This window comes from Pannonibacter indicus (assembly GCF_001418225.1).
Lineage (GTDB): Bacteria > Pseudomonadota > Alphaproteobacteria > Rhizobiales > Stappiaceae > Pannonibacter > Pannonibacter indicus.
In genome coordinates this window covers 31,542-51,592 of the sequence record NZ_LIPT01000013.1, presented here as the reverse complement: position 1 = coordinate 51,592, position 20,051 = coordinate 31,542, and the positions used below count along the sequence as shown (strand labels likewise).

Below are 20,051 nucleotides of genomic sequence, written 5' to 3'. Positions count from 1 at the left end.
CAAGGCGCTTGTCTCACGATAGACCTAACGACTTCAGCTTGCGATGCAAGGCCGAACGTTCCATGCCCACGAATTCTGCGGTACGCGAGATGTTGCCGCCAAAGCGCTTGATCTGTGCCTGAAGATATTCACGCTCGAACACTTCGCGTGCATCGCGCAGCGGCATGGACATCAGATGCTCGCCGCCGCCATTGGCCGGAAGACTGGGCACCATGGAGCCGACTTCCGAAGGCAGGAGATCTGCCGTGATCACCGCCTCGGGGTCTGCCCGGGTGAGGATCATCAGCCGCTCCACATTGTTGCGCAGCTGGCGGATGTTGCCCGGCCAGTCGTGGGTCTGCAGCACGGCCATGGCATCATCGCCGATGCGGCGCATGGGCAGGCCTGCGGAGGCGGAGATCTGCTCCATGAAGTGCCGCACCAGGATTGGCACATCCTCGCGCCGCTCGGCCAGCCCCGGCACGCGCAGCGGCACAACACCAAGGCGGTGGTAGAGGTCTTCGCGGAAGGCGCCTTTGGCGATTTCCTCTTCGAGATTGCGGGCGGTCGAGGAAAGAATGCGCACGTCCACCTGCACGCGGGTGGAGCCGCCAAGGCGGGTGAAGGTCTGGTCCACCAGCACCCGCAGGATCTTGCCCTGCGTTTCGCGCGGCATGTCGGCCACTTCATCGAGATAGAGCGTGCCGCCATGCGCCTCTTCCAGCGCGCCAACCTTGCGCAGGTTGCCGCCTTCGTCCTCGATGCCGAAGAGTTCCTCTTCCATGCGGTCGGGGGTGATGGTTGCGGCGTTGATGGCGACGAACGGCCCCTTGGCGCGCGGCGACAGCTCATGCACCTGCCGCGCCGCCAGTTCCTTGCCTGCGCCCGATGGGCCGGAAATCAGAATTCGGCTGTTGGTGCCGGCGATCCGCTCGATGGTCTGGCGCAGCTGGTTGATGGCCGGCGATTCGCCGATTAAGCGGGACGCATCGCCGCTGCGCTGTTTCAGGTCGCGGATCTCGCGCTTCAGCATGGAGGCTTCCAGCGCGCGCTCCGTGATCAGCAGCAGCCGGTCGGCCTTGAACGGCTTCTCGATATAGTCATAGGCGCCGCGCTTGATGGCGGAAACGGCGGTTTCCACATTGCCGTGGCCGGAAATGATGACGACCGGAAGATCCTTGTCCTGGGCCTTGATTTCGTCCAGCAGCGCCAGCCCGTCGAGGCGGCTGCCCTGAAGCCAGATGTCCAGCACCACGAGGGACGGCCGCCGCTCCTTGATGGCGGCAAGCGCCGTGTCACTGTCGCTGGCCGTGCGCGTGCCATAACCCTCGTCATCAAGGATGCCGGCGATCATCTCACGGATATCGGTCTCGTCATCGACGATCAGGATGTCATAGGCCATGGCTCGTCACTTGTTCTCTGGTCTCTGATTGGGATCCGGACTGCGCTCTTCCGGCCTGCGCCGTGCTGTCTTCGGTGGCGGGCTGTCCGATGATGAGGCGCACCATGGCGCCGGTTTCGTCCGGGCCAAGGTCCGGCGCGTCCAGCAGCTCGATGCTGCCATTGTGGTCTTCCATAATCTTGCGCACGATGGCGAGGCCAAGGCCGGTACCTTTCTCGCGCGTCGTCATGTAGGGCTCAAGCAGCTTCTGCCGTTCCTGCTTCGGCAGGCCGACGCCATTATCGATAACGTCAATCAAAGCCTTGCCGTTTTCATGGCTCAGCCGGATGAGGATGCGGCCCTTGGGCAAATTGTCTCCGCTGCGGCCGGAAATCGCCTCGGCGGCATTTTTGATCACGTTGGTGAGTGCCTGACCGATCAGGCGGCTGTCGAAACAGGCTTCGATACTCTCTTCCGGCAGTTCGGTCTTTACCTCGATTTCCGGATTGCCGACGCTCTGCATGAAAGCGGCTTCCCGCACCGTGTTGCGCAGGTCCGCCATGGACTTGGCGGGCTTGCGCATGCGGGCAAAGGAGGAGAACTCGTCCACCATCTGGCCGATATCGCCGACCTGCCGGATGATCGTGTCGATGCACTGGTCGAAAACCGAACGGTCGTCTTCCACCTTCTTGCCATAACGGCGGCGGATGCGCTCGGCTGACAGCTGGATCGGTGTCAGCGGGTTCTTGATCTCATGGGCGATACGCCTTGCCACATCCGCCCAGGCCGAATTGCGCTGCGCGGATACAAGGTCGGTGATGTCATCCAGCGTCACCACATAACCATGCTCACGCCGGGTGGAGAGTTCGGTGGTGATCCGCGCATTCACCGTCCGCTCGCGCCCGCCGATCCGCAGGGAAATCTGCGTTTGCTTGATCCGGTCGCTTTCCTTCGCCAGGGCCTCGCGGACGAAGGCCTCCAGTTCCGGAATGACATCGGCAAGCGGACGGTCGAGGATTTCGCTCTCCTCCACTCTCAGCAGATCCCGCGCCGAACGGTTGACGAGCGTGATAGCCCCGTCATCATCGATGCCGATCACACCGGTGGTGACGCCGGAGAGAACTGCCTCGGTGAAGCGTCGGCGGCGGTCGATCTGCTCGTTGGCCGCCAGCAGTGCATCGCGCTGGCCGCGCAGCTGGCCGGTCATGTTGTTGAAGGTTGTGCCGAGATTGGCGAGATCGCCTTCCGATTTCTCGGTCATGACTTCCACATAGAGATTGCCTTTGGAAACCTGATCCGCCGCCGAAATCAGCCGCCGGATGGGCGAGACCAGCCGGTTGGCGAAGCCGAAACCGATCCAGATGGCGGACAGCAGCAGCACCAGCGCCACGCCCAGATAGACGAGCGCGAAGGCGATCTGCACGCCAAAGCGGCTGCGCTCCAGCTGGCTGTATTCACTCGCCCCCTCTTCGGCGAGGCGCTGATAATCCAGCACACGCTGATCCACCGTCCGGGCGACATAAAGATACATGCCGTCATAGGCATCCAGTTTGACGATGCCGCCGACCAGATTGGACCGGCCCGGCGCGATCAGCACCGCCTCGCCCTGATCGGCCTTGGCATAGACGTCGTTCGGCGGCAGCAGAATGTTGACATCGGGCACCAGAATGACGCGGGTGACGACTGTGCCGTCTGCCTTCAGCAGGAACGCCGCCACGATGCCGCGCAGTTGCGCCTGACCGGCGAAGAAGGCATCAAAGCGCGTGGGCTCGAACTCATAGACGGCCTTGGCCTGATCGACATCCTGCGACATGGCGATCAGATCGCCGCGCAGCACGCGGGCATGTTCCTGCAGGTAGGCCTGCGCCACAGTCAGGGCATTGTCGATGATCTGGCGGGTGCGCTGCTCGAACCAGCGGTCAAGGCCCTGATCCAGCGTAATTGCCGCAACGATCGCCATCAGGATGGCGGGAACGGCGGCAATCAGAGAGAACATGGCGACAATGCGCACATGAAGCCGCGCGGCCGCCCTGCCCCTTCGCCGCGCCTGCATCAGCTTGAAGATTTCCCGGCCGATCATGCCGACCAGAGCGGCGCCAAGCCCGCCATTGACCATCATCGCGACCCAGACGACTTCCGGCGTCGGCGCAATCGGGGTCAGACCCGTCAGGACGGCAAAGGTCACGGAAATCGCCAGGAGGGCAGCCAGCATCACGGCCAGCCCGGCCCGGCGGCCAGCGCGTCCGCGCGACCCCTGGTCCAAATCCGCGGGCGGGTCACGTTCCAGTATCATCAGTCCTCAAGGCAATGCAGAGGGAAGAATCAGAAATGCAACGCCGGCACAAATGCGCGGCTTTGTTACCACACACTGTTGCCCAAATGCGACAAGAATGCGGCCAGCTCTCTCCGGAGTCCGCGTCACTACGGACTTCTTCGCCGTTGCATATGCATTGGGGGCGTGCCCATAAATCAGCTGGACGGACGTGAAGCTGCAATAATTCGCTGAACGGTGATCTGCTTTCATCGGGGCTGAAGCAAAGATGACGAAGAAAATCCTTTTGATCGTTGCAACGGTTGTTGCCGTCATTGCAGGGGCGGTCTTTGCCTGGTTTGCAACGCGGCCCACACTTCCGCCGGAAATCGCTACGGCGAATGGCCGCATCGAAGCCGAAACCGTTCAGATCGCCGCCAAGACCGGCGGGCGGGTGCTGGAAGTGACTGTCCGGGAAGGTGATCTGGTGCAAGCTGGCACGGTTCTCGCCCGGATTGACACGGATGAGCTGGATGCCCGCAAGGCTGGCGCCGTGGCCCAGGTCAGCGCCGCCGAGGATGCGGCCAATACGGCAGAGGCGCTGATTGCACAGCGTGAAAGCGAACTGAAGCTGGCGGATCAGTCCCTTCAGCGCGCGATAACCCTGCGGGAAAACGGCCATGTCTCGCAGCAGGAGCTGGATCAGCGCCAGACCGCCCGCGAAACCGCCGAAGCCGCACTCAGAGCAGCCCGGGCACAGCTCGCCAATGCCCGTAATACAGTGACGGCAGCGCAGGCCGAGGTGGCCCGGATCGAATCCCTGATCCGAGACAGTGTGCTGACCGCGCCGATCACCGGCCGCGTGCAGTACCGGCTGGCCGAGCCCGGCGAAGTGGTGGCAGCCGGCGGCCGTGTGCTGACGCTGCTCAATCTCACCGACGTCTATATGACCGTCTATCTGCCGACCACCAGTGTCGGCCGCGTCTTCATCAATGCCGAGGCGCGGATCGTGCTGGATGCGGCTCCCGATCTTGTGATTCCGGCCAGTGTCTCCTTTGTCGCCGCCGATGCCCAGTTCACCCCGCGCGAGGTGGAGACCCGCTCCGAACGGGACAAGCTGATGTTCCGTGTCAAGCTGCGCATCGATCCGGCGCTGCTCACCGAATATCTGGAGATGGTTCGCACCGGCTTGCCCGGAGAGGCCTATGTGATGATGGCGCCGCCCGTGGCATGGCCGGATTCCCTGGCGGTGCGTCTGCCGGCCCCCCGGTGAGGCGCTCATGACACAGCCCCCCTTGCAGGCTCCGCCCGTTTCCACCGTGGCACGTCTGACCGGCGTATCGCATCTCTACGGCAAGACACGGGCACTTGACGGAGTAACGCTCGCCCTGCCCGCAGGCGGCATGATCGGCATCATCGGGCCGGACGGCGTTGGCAAGTCCACCCTCTTGGCCCTGCTGTCCGGCGCCCGCAAGATCCAGACGGGCACGGTGGAGGCGCTCGGCGGCGACATGGCGAATGCCCGCCACCGCCGCGCCGTGCTGCCGCGCATCGCCTACATGCCGCAGGGACTTGGCAAGAACCTCTATATGGACCTGACGGTTGCGGAGAACCTGGAGTTCTTCGGCCGCCTCTTTGGTCAGGACGGGCGGGAACGCCAGCGCCGCATTGCGGAGCTGACCGTTGCGACCGGCCTTGATCCCTTCCTTGACCGCCCGGCGGGGAAACTCTCCGGCGGCATGAAGCAGAAACTCGGGCTGTGCTGCTCGCTCATTCACGATCCGGACCTGCTCATTCTGGATGAGCCGACCACGGGCGTTGATCCCCTGTCCCGCCGCCAGTTCTGGACGCTGATCGACACCATCCGCACATCGCGCCCCGGCATGACCGTGGTGGTGGCCACCGCCTATATGGACGAGGCGGAACGTTTCGGCCATCTGGTGGCCATGCATGGCGGCAAAATACTGGCGGAAGGCAGCGCAGCGGACCTGAAGGAAAAAGGACAGGCCGCAACGCTGGAGGCCGCTTTCGTCAACCTGCTGCCGGAATACAGGAGCCAGCCGCACCAGAGCCTCACCGTGCCGCCTTATGAAGGCAATGGCGAGGGTCCGGCCATCGTCGCGCAGGATCTGGTGCAGCGCTTCGGCAGTTTTACCGCCGTTGATCACGTCAGTTTCGAGATCCGGCGCGGCGAAATCTTCGGCTTTCTCGGGTCCAACGGCTGCGGCAAGTCCACCACCATGAAGATGCTGACCGGTCTGCTGCCGCCCAGCGAAGGCAAGGCCTGGCTCTTCGGCGAGGAGATTGATGCGCGCAACCTGAACAGCCGCAAGCGCGTTGGCTACATGTCGCAGGCCTTCTCGCTTTATGGCGAGCTGACGGTGCGCCAGAACCTGACGCTGCATGCTCAGCTCTTCCATATGCCGGCAGCGGAAATCCCTGGCCGCGTCGATGAACTGCTGCAGACCTTCCGCCTGACGGATCATGCCGATGCCCTGCCCGGCGCCCTGCCCCTTGGCGTGCGCCAGCGCCTGTCTCTTGCCGTTGCCATCGTCCACCGGCCCGATGTGCTCATTCTCGATGAGCCGACTTCCGGCGTTGATCCGGTTGCCCGGGACGAGTTCTGGAGCCTCTTGATCGATCTGGCCCGCAAAGACCGGGTGACGATCTTCCTCAGCACCCATTTCATGAATGAAGGCGAGCGCTGCGACCGCATTTCCCTGATGCATGCGGGCAAGGTGCTGGCCTGCGGCGCGCCGGACGAGCTGGTGCGCAGCTACGGCGCTGCAACACTGGAAGAGGCCTTCATAAGCGCGCTTGAGGGCGCATCCGCTGCCGCGCAGCCGGCAACAGAGGCGCAGGCTCCGCTGGCTGCGGCAATCGAGCCGCCCGGCAAGCCACAGAAGCGGCGGCAGGGCTGCCTGTCGAAGCGCCGCCTCATGGCCTATTCCCTGCGCGAGGCCAAGGAGCTGCGGCGCGATCCGGTGCGTCTTGCCGTGGCGCTGGCGGGCACCATGCTGCTGATGCTGGTCTTCGGTTACGGCATCACCACTGACGTGGACGATCTCACCTATGCGGTGCTGGACCATGACCGGACCCTTGAAAGCAGGCAATATGCCGAAAGCATGTCCGGGTCGCGCTACTTCAAGGAACAGGCACCGCTCACCAGCGAAGCGGATATCCTGATGCGGATGCGCAGCGGCGATATTTCACTCGCCGTCGAAATTCCGCCAGGCTTCGGCAAGGCGCTGCTGCGCGGCGAGACACCGCAGATTGCCGCCACCATCGACGGCTCCATGCCGTTCCGGGCCAATACGATTGCAGGCTATGTCACGGGGCTGCATCAGTCCTACATCGCCGGGCAATACCGCCAGCGCTTTGGCGAGACCCCGGTCTTTGCCGCTGCCAGCATTGAACCGCGCTTCCGTTACAATCAGGACTTCAAGAGCATCAATGCCATCGCCCCTTCGGTGATGGCGCTGCTGCTGGTATTCATCCCGGCGATCCTGACCGCCGTTTCGGTGGTGCGGGAAAAGGAGCTGGGCTCGATCACCAATCTCTATGTGACGCCGGTGACGCCGCTTGAGTTCCTGATGGGCAAGCAGCTTCCCTATGTGGCCATTGCCATGGTCAATTTCACGCTGATGATGCTGATGGCGACAGTTGTCTTCGGTGTGCCGGTGAAAGGCAGCCTGCTGACGCTCACGGCAGGCGCCCTGCTCTATGTCTGTGCCACCACCGCCATCGGCCTGCTGTTCTCCACCTTCACCTCGACGCAGGTGGCCGCGATCTTCGGCACGGCCATCGGCACGGTTCTGCCCGCTGTGCAATTCTCCGGCATGCTGCAGCCGGTCTCCTCGCTGACAGGCGCTGGTGCGGTGATCGGCTCGCTCTATCCGACCACCCATTTCATGACCATTAGCGTCGGCACCTTCACCAAGGGGCTGGGCTTTGCGGATCTCTCGGCGAATTTTTGGAGCTTGGCCCCGGTTGCGCCGCTGGTGCTTGCCGCCTGCGCCCTGCTTCTCCCCCGGCAGGAGCGCTGAGATGGACAGGCTGGCCAGCATCTTCCGGCTCGGGTTGAAGGAACTGCAGAGCCTGCGGCGCGATCCAGTGCTGCTGCTCCTCATTCTCTGGGCCTTCAGCGCCGGGGTCTATATGGCGGCCGACGGCATGCGCTCAGACCTCAACAACGTGGCCGTTGCCGTGGTCGATGAGGACCGCTCGCCCCTGTCCCGGCGGCTCATCGATACCCTGCGGCTGCCCGAATTCCGCAAGCCGGATCTGATCAGCTTCGCCGGGATCGACCGTGGCCTCGACACGCAGGCCTATTCCTTCGTGCTGGTCATTCCGGAGCGGTTCGAGGCGGATGTGGTGCGCGGCAACACTCCGAAGATCCTGCTCAACATCGATGCCACAGCCATGATGCAGGCCGGAACGGGCGCCAATCACATCGCCCAGGCCTTCGCCCAGGAAATCGCCCGCTATCAGCACGGCCGGGGCATTGCGGCGGCGGCAATGCCGGTTGATCTCATCATCCGCTATGCCTTCAATCCGAACCTCACCAGCTCCTGGTTCTCGGCCATCATGGAGATCATCAACAACATCACCATGCTGACCGTGGTTTTGACCGGGGCCGCGGTGATGCGCGAGCGCGAGCATGGAACGCTGGAGCATCTGCTCTCCATGCCGCTGACGCCCTTCGAGATCATGATGGCCAAGGTGTGGGCCAATGGCCTCGTCATTCTCGTGGTGGCCGGACTGTCTCTGAAGATCGTCATCGAGCAGCTTCTGGGCGTACCGGTCGCCGGTTCCGTCGCCCTGTTCCTGAGCGGCACCGCCCTTTATCTTTTCTTTGCCTCGGCTCTGGGGATCCTGCTCGGCACCATCGCCCGGTCGATGCCGCAGTTCGGGCTGCTGTTCATCCTCACCATCCTGCCGATGAACCTCTTGTCCGGCGGCGAAACCCCGATCGAGAGCCAGCCGCTGATGCTGCGCACGCTGATGAGCGCGGTGCCCTCCACCCAGTTCGTCAGCATGACGCAGGCGGTGCTCTACCGGGGCGCGGATTTCTGGATCGTCTGGCCGAAATTTGTGGCCATGACCCTCGTCGGCCTCCTCCTCTTCACCCTCGCCGCCATCCGCTTCCGCAAATCGATTGCGGCCGCGCATTGAGGGACTGCAGGAACGCAGCCCTCGCTGTGCACGCCCTCTCCATCGTCATCCCGGACGAAAGCGAAGCGGAGATCCGGGACCGGTGAGCCGAGGCCCATCGGCTGTGGTTCAGGGGACAACCAGCTTTCATCCCGGCTCACCGGTCCCGGATCGCGCGGGGCGCGTCCGGGATGACGATGGAGAGGCAGGAAGACGCTTTTCACTAAGATTGAAGAACCGGATGCCTGACGCATCCGGGCCTTCTTTCATGTCCCCTTGTCCAGCCCCTCAGCGGCTGGAGCGCATCACCTGCACGTCGAGATCGCGGATCTTCTTGCGCAGGGTGTTGCGGTTGACGCCGAGCAGTTCGGCCGCCTTGATCTGGTTGCCCCGCGTCGCGGCAAGGGCAGCGCTGATCAGCGGATATTCCACCTCCCGAAGGATGCGGTGATAGAGGCCCGGAGGCGGCAGAGCATCGCCGAAATTGGCGAAATAGGTGTTGAGATAGCGCTCGACCGCCTGACCGAGATTGATTTCGCCGGTGGGCTCCTCGATGGCGCTGGTGACGGCGGGCGTGCTCAGCTCCTGCTCGATCAGCCCCTCGCCGATGACATCCTGCGGATAGAGCGCGGCGAGACGCCGGACGAGGTTCTCCAGCTCACGCACGTTGCCCGGCCAGCGGTAGCGGCGCAGCAGGTTCATCGCCGCCTGGTCGATTTGCTTGGCCGGAAGGCCTTCCTTCTCGGCCAGCGCAAAGAAGTGGCGCACGAGATCGGGAATATCCTCCACGCGCTCGCGCAGCGGCGGGAGGCGGATGGGCACCACGTTGAGGCGGAAGAACAGATCCTCGCGGAACAGGCCCTGATTGATCAGCTGGCGCAGATCCTTGTTGGTGGCCGCGACGATGCGCACATCCGTCTTGATGGGGGTGCGCCCGCCGACAGTGGTGTATTCACCCTGCTGCAGCACGCGCAGAAGCCGGGTCTGGGCTTCCATCGGCATGTCGCCGATTTCGTCCAGGAACAGCGTTCCCCCGTCGGCCTGTTCGAACCGCCCGGACGAGCGGGCCTGCGCGCCGGTGAAGGCACCCTTCTCGTGGCCGAAGAGTTCCGCCTCGATCAGGTCACGCGGGATGGCGGCCATGTTGATGGCCACGAAGGGCCCATTGCGGCGCTTGCCGTAGTCATGCAGCGCGCGGGCCACCAGTTCCTTGCCGGTGCCGCTTTCGCCGTTGATCATGACCGTCAAGTCGGTCTGCATCAGGCGCGCCAGCACCCGGTAGATTTCCTGCATGGCAGGCGAGCGGCCGACCAGAGGAATTGCTTCTCCCATGTCGTCCATTTCCGCAGGGCGGCGGGATTTGGGCTCCTCAAGGGCGCGGGCGATGATGCCGGTCAGTTCCTTGAGATCGAAGGGCTTGGGCAGATATTCGTAAGCGCCCTTTTCCGAGGCGCGGATCGCCGTCATGAAGGTGTTCTGCGCACTCATGACGATGACCGGAAGGTCAGGCCGCAGCTTCTTGATGCGCGGCAGAACGTCGAAGATGTTCTCGTCCGGCATCACCACATCGGTGACCACAAGGTCACCGTCACCGGAACTGACCCAGCGCCACAAGGTGGCCGCGTTGGACGTCAGGCGGACGGTGTAGCCGGCCCGGGACAGGGCCTGATTGAGCACGGTGCGGATGGCGGCATCGTCGTCTGCAACAAGAATGGTGCCGGTCGGCATGGTCAGGCGGTCCTGTCGCTGGAGGAGGTTTCAGGTTCGGTGAAGGCAGGCATCAGGATGCGGAAAACGGTGCGCCGGGGGGCGCTGTCGCATTCGATGAAGCCGCCGTGATCACTGATCATCTTGGCGACCAGCGCCAGGCCAAGGCCCGAGCCGTTGGTCTTGGTGGTGATGAAAGGCTCGAAAATATGCGGCATCAGGTCTTCCGGCACGCCGGGGCCGTTGTCCTTGACGCAGAATTCCAGCGGCAGGCTGACCTTTTCCGAGGTGCCGGGCACCGAAAGGCGCACACCGGGACGGAAGGCGGTGGTGATGCGGATCTCGCCATCGGGATCATCGCCGATGGCTTCGCAGGCATTCTTCACCAGATTGAGGAACACCTGAACCAGCTGGTCGCGGTTGGCATAGACCGGCGGCAGCGACGGGTCATATTCCTCGATGATGCGCTTTCCGCGCCCGAAGCCCGTGTCCGCCAGCCGCTTCACGTGGTCCAGCACCACGTGGATATTGACCGGCTCGCGCTCGATCGGCCGTTCATCCGAGAAGACTTCCATCCGGTCGACGAGTTTCACGATCCGGTCGGTCTCGTCCATGATCAGACGCGTCAGCGCCCGGTCATCCTCGCTGGCGGATTGTTCCAGCAGCTGGGCAGCGCCCCGGATGCCGGAGAGCGGGTTCTTGATCTCATGCGCCAGCATGGCGGCAAGGCCGGTGACGGTGCGGGCCGCCCCGCGCGAGGTCAGCTGGCGGTCGATCTTTTCCGCCATGCCCCTTTCCTGGAACATCAGCACCACCGCGCCGGGCCGCTCCACCACCGGGGCTGCGTGAATGTCCACCACCCGTTCGGCGCCGATGCGCGGCGAACCGATGTCCACCTTGTATTCGTTGAACGGAGCCCCGCGCTCGCGCACCTGCTCGATCAGGGTCAGAAGCGGGCTGCCGAAGGGCACGAAATAGTCAATCGTATGCCGCCGCAGGAAGGAGACGGATGAGCGCAGGAAGATTTCGGCTGCCATGTTGGCGGCCTCGATCACTCCATCGGGAGCGACCAGAAGTACGGGGTGTGGCAAGGAGTCCAGAATGGTCGGGCCATCGGTGGCGAGGGCCTCGGTGCGTCCTTCCACGGATTTCGCAGACGGTCCTGTCATGCGGCGCTCCGTTGGGGTTGATCGGAAAACCAGGTGCGGACAAGCCGCGTGACGGTGGCGGGGCTGTCGCTGGTCAGGATTTCCTGACGCAGGGCGGCTGGCACATCGGCGGTCTGGTCCAGATACCAGCCCAGATGCTTGCGCGCGATGCGCCGGCCCAGCTCCAGCCCGTAAAGGGCGATGAGGGCGTCGTAATGCTCCAGCGCCAGATCGCCGAGGGCGTCTCCCTCGGGCGCGGGCTGGGGCTCCTTGCCGTTGAGATGAGCGCCGATCTGCCCCGGCAGCCAGGGGCGGCCATAGGCACCGCGGCCAACCATCACCCCATCGGCGCCGGACTGCTCCAGCATGGTCTCCGCCGCCTCGATGGACACACAGTCGCCATTGGCGATGACGGGAATGCTGACAGCGTCGGACACGGCGCGGATCGCCTGCCAGTCGGCCTCGCCCTTGTAGAACTGGTTGCGCGTACGGCCATGCACGGTGACGAGCTGCACGCCCGCATCCTGTGCCCGGCGCGCCAGCTCCGGTGCATTCATGCAGTCCCGGTCCCAGCCGAGGCGCATCTTCAGCGTCACCGGCACGGATACGGCCCCCACCGTCGCCTCGACCAGCGTCAGCGCATGGTCAAGATCGCGCATCAGAGCCGAGCCGGAATAGCCGGTGGTCACGCGCTTGGCCGGGCAGCCCATGTTGATGTCGATGATCGCAGCACCCGCAGCTTCCGCAATGCGGGCTGCTTCCGCCATCCAGTGCGGCTCGCGTCCGGCCAGCTGCACCACATGCAGGTCCAGCCCCTCGCCTTCCGCCCGGGTGCGGGTTTCGGCATCGCCTTCCACCAGCTGTTCGCAGGCCACCATCTCGGACACGACAAGTCCCGCACCGAAGCGCGCCGCCAGTTTGCGGAAGGGCAGATCCGACACACCGGACATGGGCGCAAGAAAGGCCCGGTTCGCCAGAACATGCGGACCGATCTTCAGGAGACCCTCAAAACGTGCATCTGCAGGTGTGCTCATATCGTGTGCATATCTCGATTTGCCTACACATTAGACATTTTTTGCATTGCGGCAAGGGACAAGTTGTAACAGCTTCTGAAAATGAGTTGAGAACAACCCCGGAAAACCCTTAAGAGACAGGCACGAGACGCGGCCTGCCTCAAAACTGTCCATATGCGGCGGCTGGCGGTCCTGATTGCCCCGGCGCATGAGGCGGCGCCACCAGCGGAAACCCTCGATGACGCGCAAGACATCTGCCCTGATCGTCGCTGCCGGACGCGGAACGCGTCTCGCCGATCCACAGGACAGGTGCCCCAAGCAATATCTGGCCCTCGACGACCGGCCCATGCTGGCCTGGACGCTGGAGGCCGTCCTGCAAAGCCCGCATGTGGCTGATGCGCTTGTCGTGATCCATGCCGATGATGCCGGCCTCTATGAAGCATCACTGGCGGCAGTGCAACCGGCCATGCGCGAAAGAATTCTGCCGCCGGCCATCGGCGGCGCCACCCGTCAGGCGTCCGTGCATGCCGGGCTTGAGGCGCTCGCCTGCCGGCCGGAAAAGCAGCTTCCTGCACATGTGCTGGTGCATGATGCCGCCCGTCCCTTCCTGATGGCCGTCACACTTGAACGCATGACGGCCGCCCTTCAGGCCGGAGAACAGGCCGTGCTGGCCGCTCTGCCCGTGCATGACACGCTGAAGCGCGCCGGGCCGGACGGCTATGCCACCGGAACCGTGGACCGCAGCGCATTGTGGGCCGCCCAGACACCGCAGGGCTTTGCCTTTGAAGCTCTGCTCGGAGCGCACCGTAAGGCCGCCGTTCTGGGGCAGGACCATTTCACCGACGACACATCCCTGGCCGAATGGGCCGGTCTGCGCGTGCAGCTGGTGGAAGGGGCCGCCGAAACCTTCAAGGTGACAACCCGCGCGGACCTTGACCGGGCGCGCGCCATGGCCGTGCTTCTGCGCCGGCCGCAAAGCGAATAGGAGCCAGCATGAAGCCCTGGTCTGAACTGCCGGATATCCGGACCGGCAACGGCTATGACGTGCATGCCTTCGAAGATGGCGATGCGGTCATTCTCGGCGGCATTGCCATTCCCTTCCACAAGCGCCTCAAGGGCCACTCCGATGCGGACGTAGCGCTGCATGCGCTCACCGATGCCATTCTGGGTGCCATTGCCAGCAAGGACATCGGCGGCCATTTCCCGCCCTCCGACCCGCAGTGGAAGGGCGCGTCCTCGGACCGGTTCCTGCAGCATGCCCTGTCGCTCGTGGCCGCCCGCGGCGGGCGGGTGGCGCATCTGGATGTGACCATCGTCTGCGAAGCGCCGAAGATCGGCCCGGTGCGCGACGATATGCGCCGCAGTATCGCCGCCATCTGCTCCCTGCCGGTCGAACGGGTTTCGGTGAAAGCCACGACCTCGGAAGAACTCGGCTTCACTGGCCGCGGCGAAGGCATCGCCGCTCTTGCCACGGCAACGGTCCGTCTGCCAGATTTGGGGGACTGAACCCTCCGGAGGCTTCGTTGACCGATCTGACGCAATTGCGGCCGCAGGCCGAGGCGCTTGTCCTGAAGCTGAAGAGCAAGGGCCTGATGATGACGGCGGCCGAATCCTGCACCGGCGGGCTGGTCTGCGCGTTGATCACCGAGATTCCCGGTTCATCTGCCGTGCTCGACCGGGGGTTCGTTACCTACTCCAATGAAGCCAAGATGGACCTGCTGGGCGTGCCGGTTGAGGTTCTCGCCCGCGTGGGTGCCGTCAGCGAGGAAACGGCCCGGGCCATGGCGGAAGGGGCTCTGTCTCACTCACGGGCAGATGTGTCCGTTGCCATAACGGGAATCGCGGGCCCCGGCGGGGGATCGCCGGAAAAGCCGGTCGGCCTGGTCCATTTTGCTGCCGCAGGAAAAGGCAGGCCGGCACGCCATCTGGCCTGCCGGTTCGGCGATCAGGGGCGCGATACGGTTCGTACCTTGTCAGCCGCGACAGCCCTGGAAATTCTGTCAAATTTGATCGACTGACAGAAGGGAATATCAAGACGGCTATACTATATCGTGGCACTTGTGCTGGGCCCGCGAATCTGTAGGCCCGGCGCTGACAACGGGGCAGGTTGTTATGCGCGTCTTGACTTTTCTAACGGGAATTCTCGCAACCGTTCTTCCGGCCCCGGCCGAGGAAGTGGTGAAAGCGGGAGATTTCTATCTCATCTCGCGGCAAGCCGACGGCACGTTTCACGGCAGCCATCAGGTGCTTGAAGAGCAGGCGGCTGGCTATGTCGCCGTCGCTTACTGCGGCCGCAAGGTCTGGGTCCGGCCCAAGTCCGTGGCCTGGAGCCTGATCGAAGTTGAGAACAAGCGCGTCGTCGGTCTTGAATACAGCAATGGACGCGGCTGGGTGGAGGTCTGCGCCAAGGCCGAGAAACATGTCTCCATGGCGGATATTGGCAGTGACGAGGACCCGCTGGTGGTCAGCAACGACACACCGGCCGCGACGACACCGCCGGGCAGCAAATTGTCTCGGATCAGCGAAGCTTTTGCCAACAAGTCCAGCGGCAAGCCCAAGGGCACCTACCATCAGCAGTAACACTTATTCCGCGGAAAACAACGTCTCTTAGCACACCGGTCCGCAAGGTTGACGCAGGATTGACTTGATATTGCCTCCTTTGCAGGCAAAACTTCTGGCCGTAAAAAGTGACAGGCAGGTCGGCGCAACCTGCAGGCGACCATAGGCCTGGCTCAACACAGGGAATTGTGCCGTGGCAACCCTCGCTGGTTTTCTTCTGGTGGTTTTTATTGCAGTCAGCGTCCTGCCGGTGGCGGCGGTGGCCCAGACTGCAGCACAAACGGCCGGACAGCCTCAGGCCGAAGAATTTCATATCATCTCCAGAGACAATGGCCGCTTCCGCGGCAGCCACGTGGTGCTTCGCCGGGAACAGCAGGGTTTCATGGCCGTGGAATATTGCGGCTCGCAATTCTGGGTCCGTCCCACCACAGTGGCCTGGACGCAGAAAGAGGCAGACGACGGTTTCGAACTCAATCTGGAGAGCAACACCAGCGGCCGGTGGCAGGCTGTCTGCCGCACCCCCCACAAGCAGGTGACGGTTCAGGATCTCAATCTGCCCACCCATGTGGAGCGGAGCCTGACCGGCGACGCCCCTCCTCCACGTGAGTTCAGGTTCCAGGAAATACGCCGCGCCTTTACCGGGCGGTGACCGGAACAGCCGCCTTGCGGCCATAGACTTCGTCGGCCCGCGCCTCGAAGGCTGCAGCAAACTTGCGGAAGGCCATGTCGAACATGGCGCCCATCAGGGCCGCAAAGGTCCTGCTCTTGAAATCATAGGAAATGAAGAAACCGACGCTGCAGCCACCAGTCTCGCGCGGCTGGAAGGTCCAGCGGTTCTCCAGATGCTTGAACGGGCCGTCCAGATATTCCACGAGGATCTGGTTCTTCGGCCTGTCCAGCACCACGCGGCTGGTGAAGGTTTCCTTGAACAGCTTGTAGGCGACCGTCATGTCGGCCACCAGAACCTCGCGCGTTTCATCCAGCGGCTTGCGGCCACGGATCACAAGGCTTTGGCAAAGGGGCACAAACTGGGGATACTTTTCCACATCGGCAACAAGGTCGAACATGTCGCTGGCGCTGTGGGCCACGTCCCGGCTCGATTCAAATGACGGCATGTAGTTCTCTTCTGGCCCGGCAGACTGCCATGCAGCCCGCCGGCACGGTTTTTTGTGTCAATGGCCGAGCTTTGCAGCGCGTGCGGCCCTCAAGTCAGCAAAATCCTCGCCCGCATGATGGGAGGAGCGGGTCAGGGGGCTGGCCGACACCTTCAGGAAGCCCTTGGCATAGGCGATCTTTTCATAGGCCTTGAACTCTTCCGGCGTCACGAAGGACAGAACCGGATGATGCTTCTTCGAGGGCTGCAGATACTGGCCGATGGTGAGGAAATCCACGTCCGCCGTCCGCAGGTCATCCATCAGCTGAAGCACTTCATTGCGCTCCTCGCCGAGGCCGACCATGATGCCGGATTTGGTGAACATGGTGGGGTCCAGTTCCTTCACCCTCTGCAGAAGGCGGATGGAGTGGAAGTAGCGGGCGCCGGGGCGCACCTTCAGATACTTCGACGGCACCGTTTCCAGATTGTGGTTGAACACATCCGGCTTGGCCTTCACGACGATTTCCAGCGCGCCTTCCTTGCGCAGGAAGTCCGGCGTCAGCACCTCGATGGTGGTCTTCGGCGCCCTGGCGCGGATCGCGGCAATCACATCGGCGAAATGGTTCGCGCCGCCGTCATCCAGATCATCCCGGTCCACCGAGGTGATGACGACATGCTCAAGCCCCATGGTGGCAACCGCCGTGGCGATGCCCTCCGGCTCGTTCTTGTCCACCGCTCCCGGCATGCCAGTGCGCACGTTGCAGAAGGCGCAGGCGCGGGTGCAGGTATCGCCGAGGATCATGAAGCTGGCGTGCTTCTTCGACCAGCATTCGCCGATGTTCGGGCAGCCGGCTTCCTCGCACACGGTGACGAGCTTGTTCTCGCGCACCACCTGATGGGTCTCGCGGTAAACCGGCGACGTCGGCGCCTTGACGCGAATCCACGCGGGTTTGCGGGCGACCGGATTGTCGGGCCTGTGGGCCTTTTCCGGATGCCGGGGCTTCGCATCGTCTGCGCTCTGCGCGGGAGCCGGACGGTTCAGGGTGTCGAGGATCGTTACCATGGCATCCAAATGTCGTGAGCAGCGCCGAAGGTCAAGTGCCTCTTTGCCGCGGTGTCATGCGTTTTCGGAAGATCCGCTCAGCGCAGCAAAGCGGGCGGCGGTTTGCTGCGAAAGCGGACGGGATTTGCGGGTGGCTTCATCCATCTGCACCACCACGGACATGGCCCGCGCCACACATACACCATTCTGAAACAGGGCCTGCTCCAGCGTGATGGAGCTGCGGCCCACCGCCTTGACCCGCGTGCCGGTCACCACCGTGCCCGGCCATGTGACTTCGGCCAGAAAATCCAGTTCCAGCCGGGCAATGACGAAGGCTGCGCCCTCCTCCTCGAGGCCATGCTGCGATGCGCCGGCGCCATAAAGCGCCTCAACGCGGCCGGTTTCAAGGAATGTGGAGAAGACGGCATTGTTGACATGGCCCTGACGGTCCGTGTCGCCATAGCGCAGCTTGTCCTCGCTGTGCAGCGGAAAGTCTTCCAGACTTGGCAGATCACCCAGCATGATGCCCCCTTCCCTTCGCCTTCATGCTGTGGCGCTCCTCTCCCGCCGCGCCTGTCAGCGCCCTCTGATCTTGCGCCAGACGAACAGGAACAGAATGGCTCCGGCCGTCGCCACAACCAGCTGATCAATGAAACCGCCGGTCAGATTGAGCCGCAGCATTTCGGCCAGCTTGCCACCGACGAGTGCGCCGATCAGACCGACGACGAGGGAGCCGAAAAAGCCGCCCCGGCTGTCGAGAACCCGGTGGGCGATGGCGCCAGCCAGAAGCCCGATGATGATCCAGAAAATCATGCGCTCTGCCTCCCCGGCTTCCGGCGCTGCAGCCGGAAGCAATCAATTCTGCGGTCCGTCCGGCGTTTACGCCAGTATGCGAGCGGCGAAGACAACCACGACCGCTCCGATGGCCGCTACGGCAATCTCGTTGGCGATGGCATTGCCGAGGTTCAGAGAAAACCCGAAGTAATGCATCAGAAAGCCGCCAACGACGGCACCGGCAAGACCGGTCAGGATGTAGCGGATCAACCCGCCGCCACCTGTGATGAAGCTGGCAATCCACCCCGCAACAAGGCCGATCAGGGCCCAGATGATCACGGTCTCAAGCGTCATGATGCAGTCTCCTTTTCGACGTACTGCCCTAACAACACTGAAGACACCATCGCGGTTCCGCAAGAGGCCTGTCCGGCTGAAATGCCAAGAGGGCCGCACCTCTTGCGAGGGGCGGCCCTGAGGGACGTGCGTCAGGCGTTCAGCGCCCGCCCGTAGGCGTCCAGAACGCTTTCCTTCATCATTTCCGAAAGGGTCGGATGCGGGAAGATCGTGTGCATCAGATCTTCCTCGGTGGTTTCGAGGTTCATCGCCACCACGAAGCCCTGGATCAGTTCGGTCACTTCCGTGCCGACCATATGGGCACCCAGCAGCTCGCCGGTCTTCTTGTCGAAGATGGTCTTGATGAGGCCGTTGTCCTCACCCAGAGCAATCGCCTTGCCGTTCGCTGCAAAGGAGAATCGGCCGACGCGGATGTCGCGGCCCAGTTCCCTGGCCTTGGCTTCGGTCAGGCCGACAGAGGCGACCTGCGGATTGCAGTAGGTGCAGCCGGGGATCTTGCCCTTGTCCATGGCGTGAACGCCCGGCAGGCCTGCGATCTTCTCGATGCAGATGACGCCTTCATGCTCGGCCTTGTGGGCGAGCATCGGAGGGCCAGCCACGTCACCGATGGCATAGAGCCCCGGAACGTTGGTCTTGCCGAAGCCGTCGATGACGACGCAGCCGCGGTCGGTCTTCACGCCAAGCGCCTCAAGCCCGAGGTTCTCGATGTTGCCCTGCACGCCGACAGCGGAAATCAGGCGGTCAGCGGTGATCTGGGTCACCTTGCCGTCCTTGGTCTCCACATGGGCGGTGATGGAATTGGCGCCCTTCTCGACCTTGGCAACCTTCGCCTCGGTCATGATTTTCATGCCGCGCTTTTCCAGCGCCTTGCGGGCGATGGCGGAGATTTCGGAATCTTCCACCGGCATGATCTGCGGCATGACCTCGACAACGGTCACATCCACGCCCATGGAGCGGTAGAAGGACGCGAATTCGATGCCGATGGCGCCCGAGCCCATGACGACCAGCGATTTCGGCATGAAGTCCGGCTTCATTGCCTCGAAATAGGTCCAGATCAGCTTGCCATCCGGCTCGATACCCGGCAGCGCACGCGGGCGGGCACCGGTGGCGATGATGATGTGCTTGGCCGTGTAGGTGCCTTCGCCCTTCACGCCCTTGGGTGCGGGGTGCTGCGGCTCGACGGCGGGCTTGGAAGACTTGCCGACGACGATCTCACCCGGCTTGGTGAGCTTGGCTTCACCCCAGATGACGTCGATCTTGTTCTTCTTCATCAGGAAGCCGACGCCGCCGTTGAGGCGGGCCGAAACGCCGCGCGAACGGGCAACCACGTCCTTGATATCAGCGGTCATCTTGCCTTCCAGCTTCAGCCCGTAGGACTTGGCATGGTTGGCGTGATCGAGAATTTCAGCGGAGCGCAGCAGCGCCTTGGTCGGAATGCAGCCCCAGTTGAGGCAGATGCCGCCCAGATGCTCGCGCTCGACAATGGCAGTCTTGAAGCCGAGCTGGGCCGCACGGATCGCAGTTACATAACCGCCGGGGCCCGACCCGATGATGAGGACGTCATAGCTATCGGCCATGGATGTTCCCTCGCCTTTG

Annotated in this window: 19 protein-coding genes; 8 read left to right on the top strand and 11 right to left on the bottom strand. The window is 63.3% G+C overall.

The features are described 5' to 3' along the window. Positions 1-13 precede the first annotated feature (13 nt). Both ntrX and ASC48_RS15850 read right to left on the bottom strand, forming a co-directional pair. Complete coding sequence (gene ntrX, locus ASC48_RS15855; RefSeq protein ID WP_055456698.1) at positions 14-1,381, bottom strand: nitrogen assimilation response regulator NtrX; 1,368 nt, start codon at positions 1,379-1,381, stop codon at positions 14-16. Further along, complete coding sequence (locus ASC48_RS15850) at positions 1,371-3,653, bottom strand: sensor histidine kinase NtrY-like (protein ID WP_055456697.1); 2,283 nt, start codon at positions 3,651-3,653, stop codon at positions 1,371-1,373. The genes ntrX and ASC48_RS15850 overlap by 11 nt, the downstream gene beginning before the upstream one ends. A 247-nt stretch (positions 3,654-3,900) precedes the next feature. On the opposite strand from ASC48_RS15850, the gene ASC48_RS15845 reads away from it, so the two are divergent. From ASC48_RS15845 to ASC48_RS15835, 3 genes are read left to right on the top strand one after another with little or no spacing between them, the layout of a single operon-like run. After that, a complete protein-coding gene (locus tag ASC48_RS15845) occupies positions 3,901-4,884 on the top strand; it encodes an HlyD family secretion protein (RefSeq protein ID WP_055456696.1) in 984 nt (327 codons plus the stop codon). Between the two features lie 7 nt (positions 4,885-4,891). Beyond that, positions 4,892-7,657 (top strand): ribosome-associated ATPase/putative transporter RbbA, encoded by a 2,766-nt coding sequence (gene rbbA / locus ASC48_RS15840; RefSeq protein WP_055456695.1) that lies wholly within the window; start codon positions 4,892-4,894, stop codon positions 7,655-7,657. 1 nt (position 7,658) lies between these two features. Further along, entirely contained in the window at positions 7,659-8,786 is a 1,128-nt protein-coding gene (locus ASC48_RS15835; protein WP_055456694.1) for an ABC transporter permease, read from the top strand. Between the two features lie 267 nt (positions 8,787-9,053). Here ASC48_RS15835 and ntrC read toward each other — a convergent pair whose 3' ends face one another. From ntrC to dusB, 3 genes are read right to left on the bottom strand one after another with little or no spacing between them, the layout of a single operon-like run. Further along, positions 9,054-10,493: a nitrogen regulation protein NR(I) gene (ntrC, locus tag ASC48_RS15830; protein ID WP_019966316.1), complete on the bottom strand. Its 1,440-nt coding sequence runs from the start codon at positions 10,491-10,493 to the stop codon at positions 9,054-9,056. Between the two features lie 2 nt (positions 10,494-10,495). After that, entirely contained in the window at positions 10,496-11,641 is a 1,146-nt protein-coding gene (locus ASC48_RS15825; protein ID WP_208975764.1) for a two-component system sensor histidine kinase NtrB, read from the bottom strand. Continuing rightward, entirely contained in the window at positions 11,638-12,654 is a 1,017-nt protein-coding gene (dusB, locus tag ASC48_RS15820) for a tRNA dihydrouridine synthase DusB (RefSeq protein WP_055456692.1), read from the bottom strand. Before dusB ends, ASC48_RS15825 begins: the two co-directional genes overlap by 4 nt. Before the next feature lie 217 nt (positions 12,655-12,871). Between dusB and ispD the strand changes: the two genes are divergently transcribed. The 5 genes from ispD to ASC48_RS15800 all read left to right on the top strand — a co-directional run bounded on the left by ispD (position 12,872) and on the right by ASC48_RS15800 (position 15,841). Continuing rightward, on the top strand, positions 12,872-13,618 hold the full coding sequence (gene ispD / locus ASC48_RS20195; RefSeq protein WP_341860388.1) for a 2-C-methyl-D-erythritol 4-phosphate cytidylyltransferase: 747 nt from the start codon (positions 12,872-12,874) through the stop codon (positions 13,616-13,618). 8 nt (positions 13,619-13,626) lie between these two features. Next, positions 13,627-14,139 carry a 2-C-methyl-D-erythritol 2,4-cyclodiphosphate synthase gene (gene ispF / locus ASC48_RS20190; RefSeq protein ID WP_341860387.1) on the top strand — a complete coding sequence of 171 codons (513 nt, stop codon included), beginning with the start codon at positions 13,627-13,629 and terminating at the stop codon, positions 14,137-14,139. Positions 14,140-14,156: 17 nt separating this feature from the next. Continuing rightward, positions 14,157-14,651 carry a CinA family protein gene (locus ASC48_RS15810; protein WP_055456691.1) on the top strand — a complete coding sequence of 165 codons (495 nt, stop codon included), beginning with the start codon at positions 14,157-14,159 and terminating at the stop codon, positions 14,649-14,651. A 94-nt stretch (positions 14,652-14,745) separates the two neighbouring features. Next, positions 14,746-15,213 carry a hypothetical protein gene (locus ASC48_RS15805; protein WP_055456690.1) on the top strand — a complete coding sequence of 156 codons (468 nt, stop codon included), beginning with the start codon at positions 14,746-14,748 and terminating at the stop codon, positions 15,211-15,213. Positions 15,214-15,385: 172 nt separating this feature from the next. Further along, on the top strand, positions 15,386-15,841 hold the full coding sequence (locus ASC48_RS15800) for a hypothetical protein (RefSeq protein WP_055456689.1): 456 nt from the start codon (positions 15,386-15,388) through the stop codon (positions 15,839-15,841). Here the strand turns inward: ASC48_RS15800 and ASC48_RS15795 are convergent. The 6 genes from ASC48_RS15795 to lpdA form a co-directional block, all read right to left on the bottom strand. Beyond that, entirely contained in the window at positions 15,828-16,307 is a 480-nt protein-coding gene (locus ASC48_RS15795) for a type II toxin-antitoxin system RatA family toxin (protein WP_055456688.1), read from the bottom strand. The two genes, ASC48_RS15800 and ASC48_RS15795, sit on opposite strands and share 14 nt — an antisense overlap. 57 nt (positions 16,308-16,364) lie before the next feature. After that, on the bottom strand, positions 16,365-17,348 hold the full coding sequence (lipA, locus tag ASC48_RS15790) for a lipoyl synthase (protein ID WP_055456730.1): 984 nt from the start codon (positions 17,346-17,348) through the stop codon (positions 16,365-16,367). A 54-nt stretch (positions 17,349-17,402) separates the two neighbouring features. After that, positions 17,403-17,849: an acyl-CoA thioesterase gene (locus tag ASC48_RS15785; RefSeq protein WP_055456687.1), complete on the bottom strand. Its 447-nt coding sequence runs from the start codon at positions 17,847-17,849 to the stop codon at positions 17,403-17,405. Positions 17,850-17,903: 54 nt separating this feature from the next. After that, entirely contained in the window at positions 17,904-18,140 is a 237-nt protein-coding gene (locus tag ASC48_RS15780; RefSeq protein ID WP_055456729.1) for a GlsB/YeaQ/YmgE family stress response membrane protein, read from the bottom strand. Between the two features lie 66 nt (positions 18,141-18,206). Then, positions 18,207-18,455, bottom strand: coding sequence for a GlsB/YeaQ/YmgE family stress response membrane protein (locus ASC48_RS15775; protein ID WP_055456686.1), 249 nt, complete (start codon positions 18,453-18,455; stop codon positions 18,207-18,209). 131 nt (positions 18,456-18,586) lie between these two features. Further along, entirely contained in the window at positions 18,587-20,032 is a 1,446-nt protein-coding gene (gene lpdA / locus ASC48_RS15770; RefSeq protein WP_055456685.1) for a dihydrolipoyl dehydrogenase, read from the bottom strand. Between the last annotated feature and the right edge of the window lie 19 nt (positions 20,033-20,051).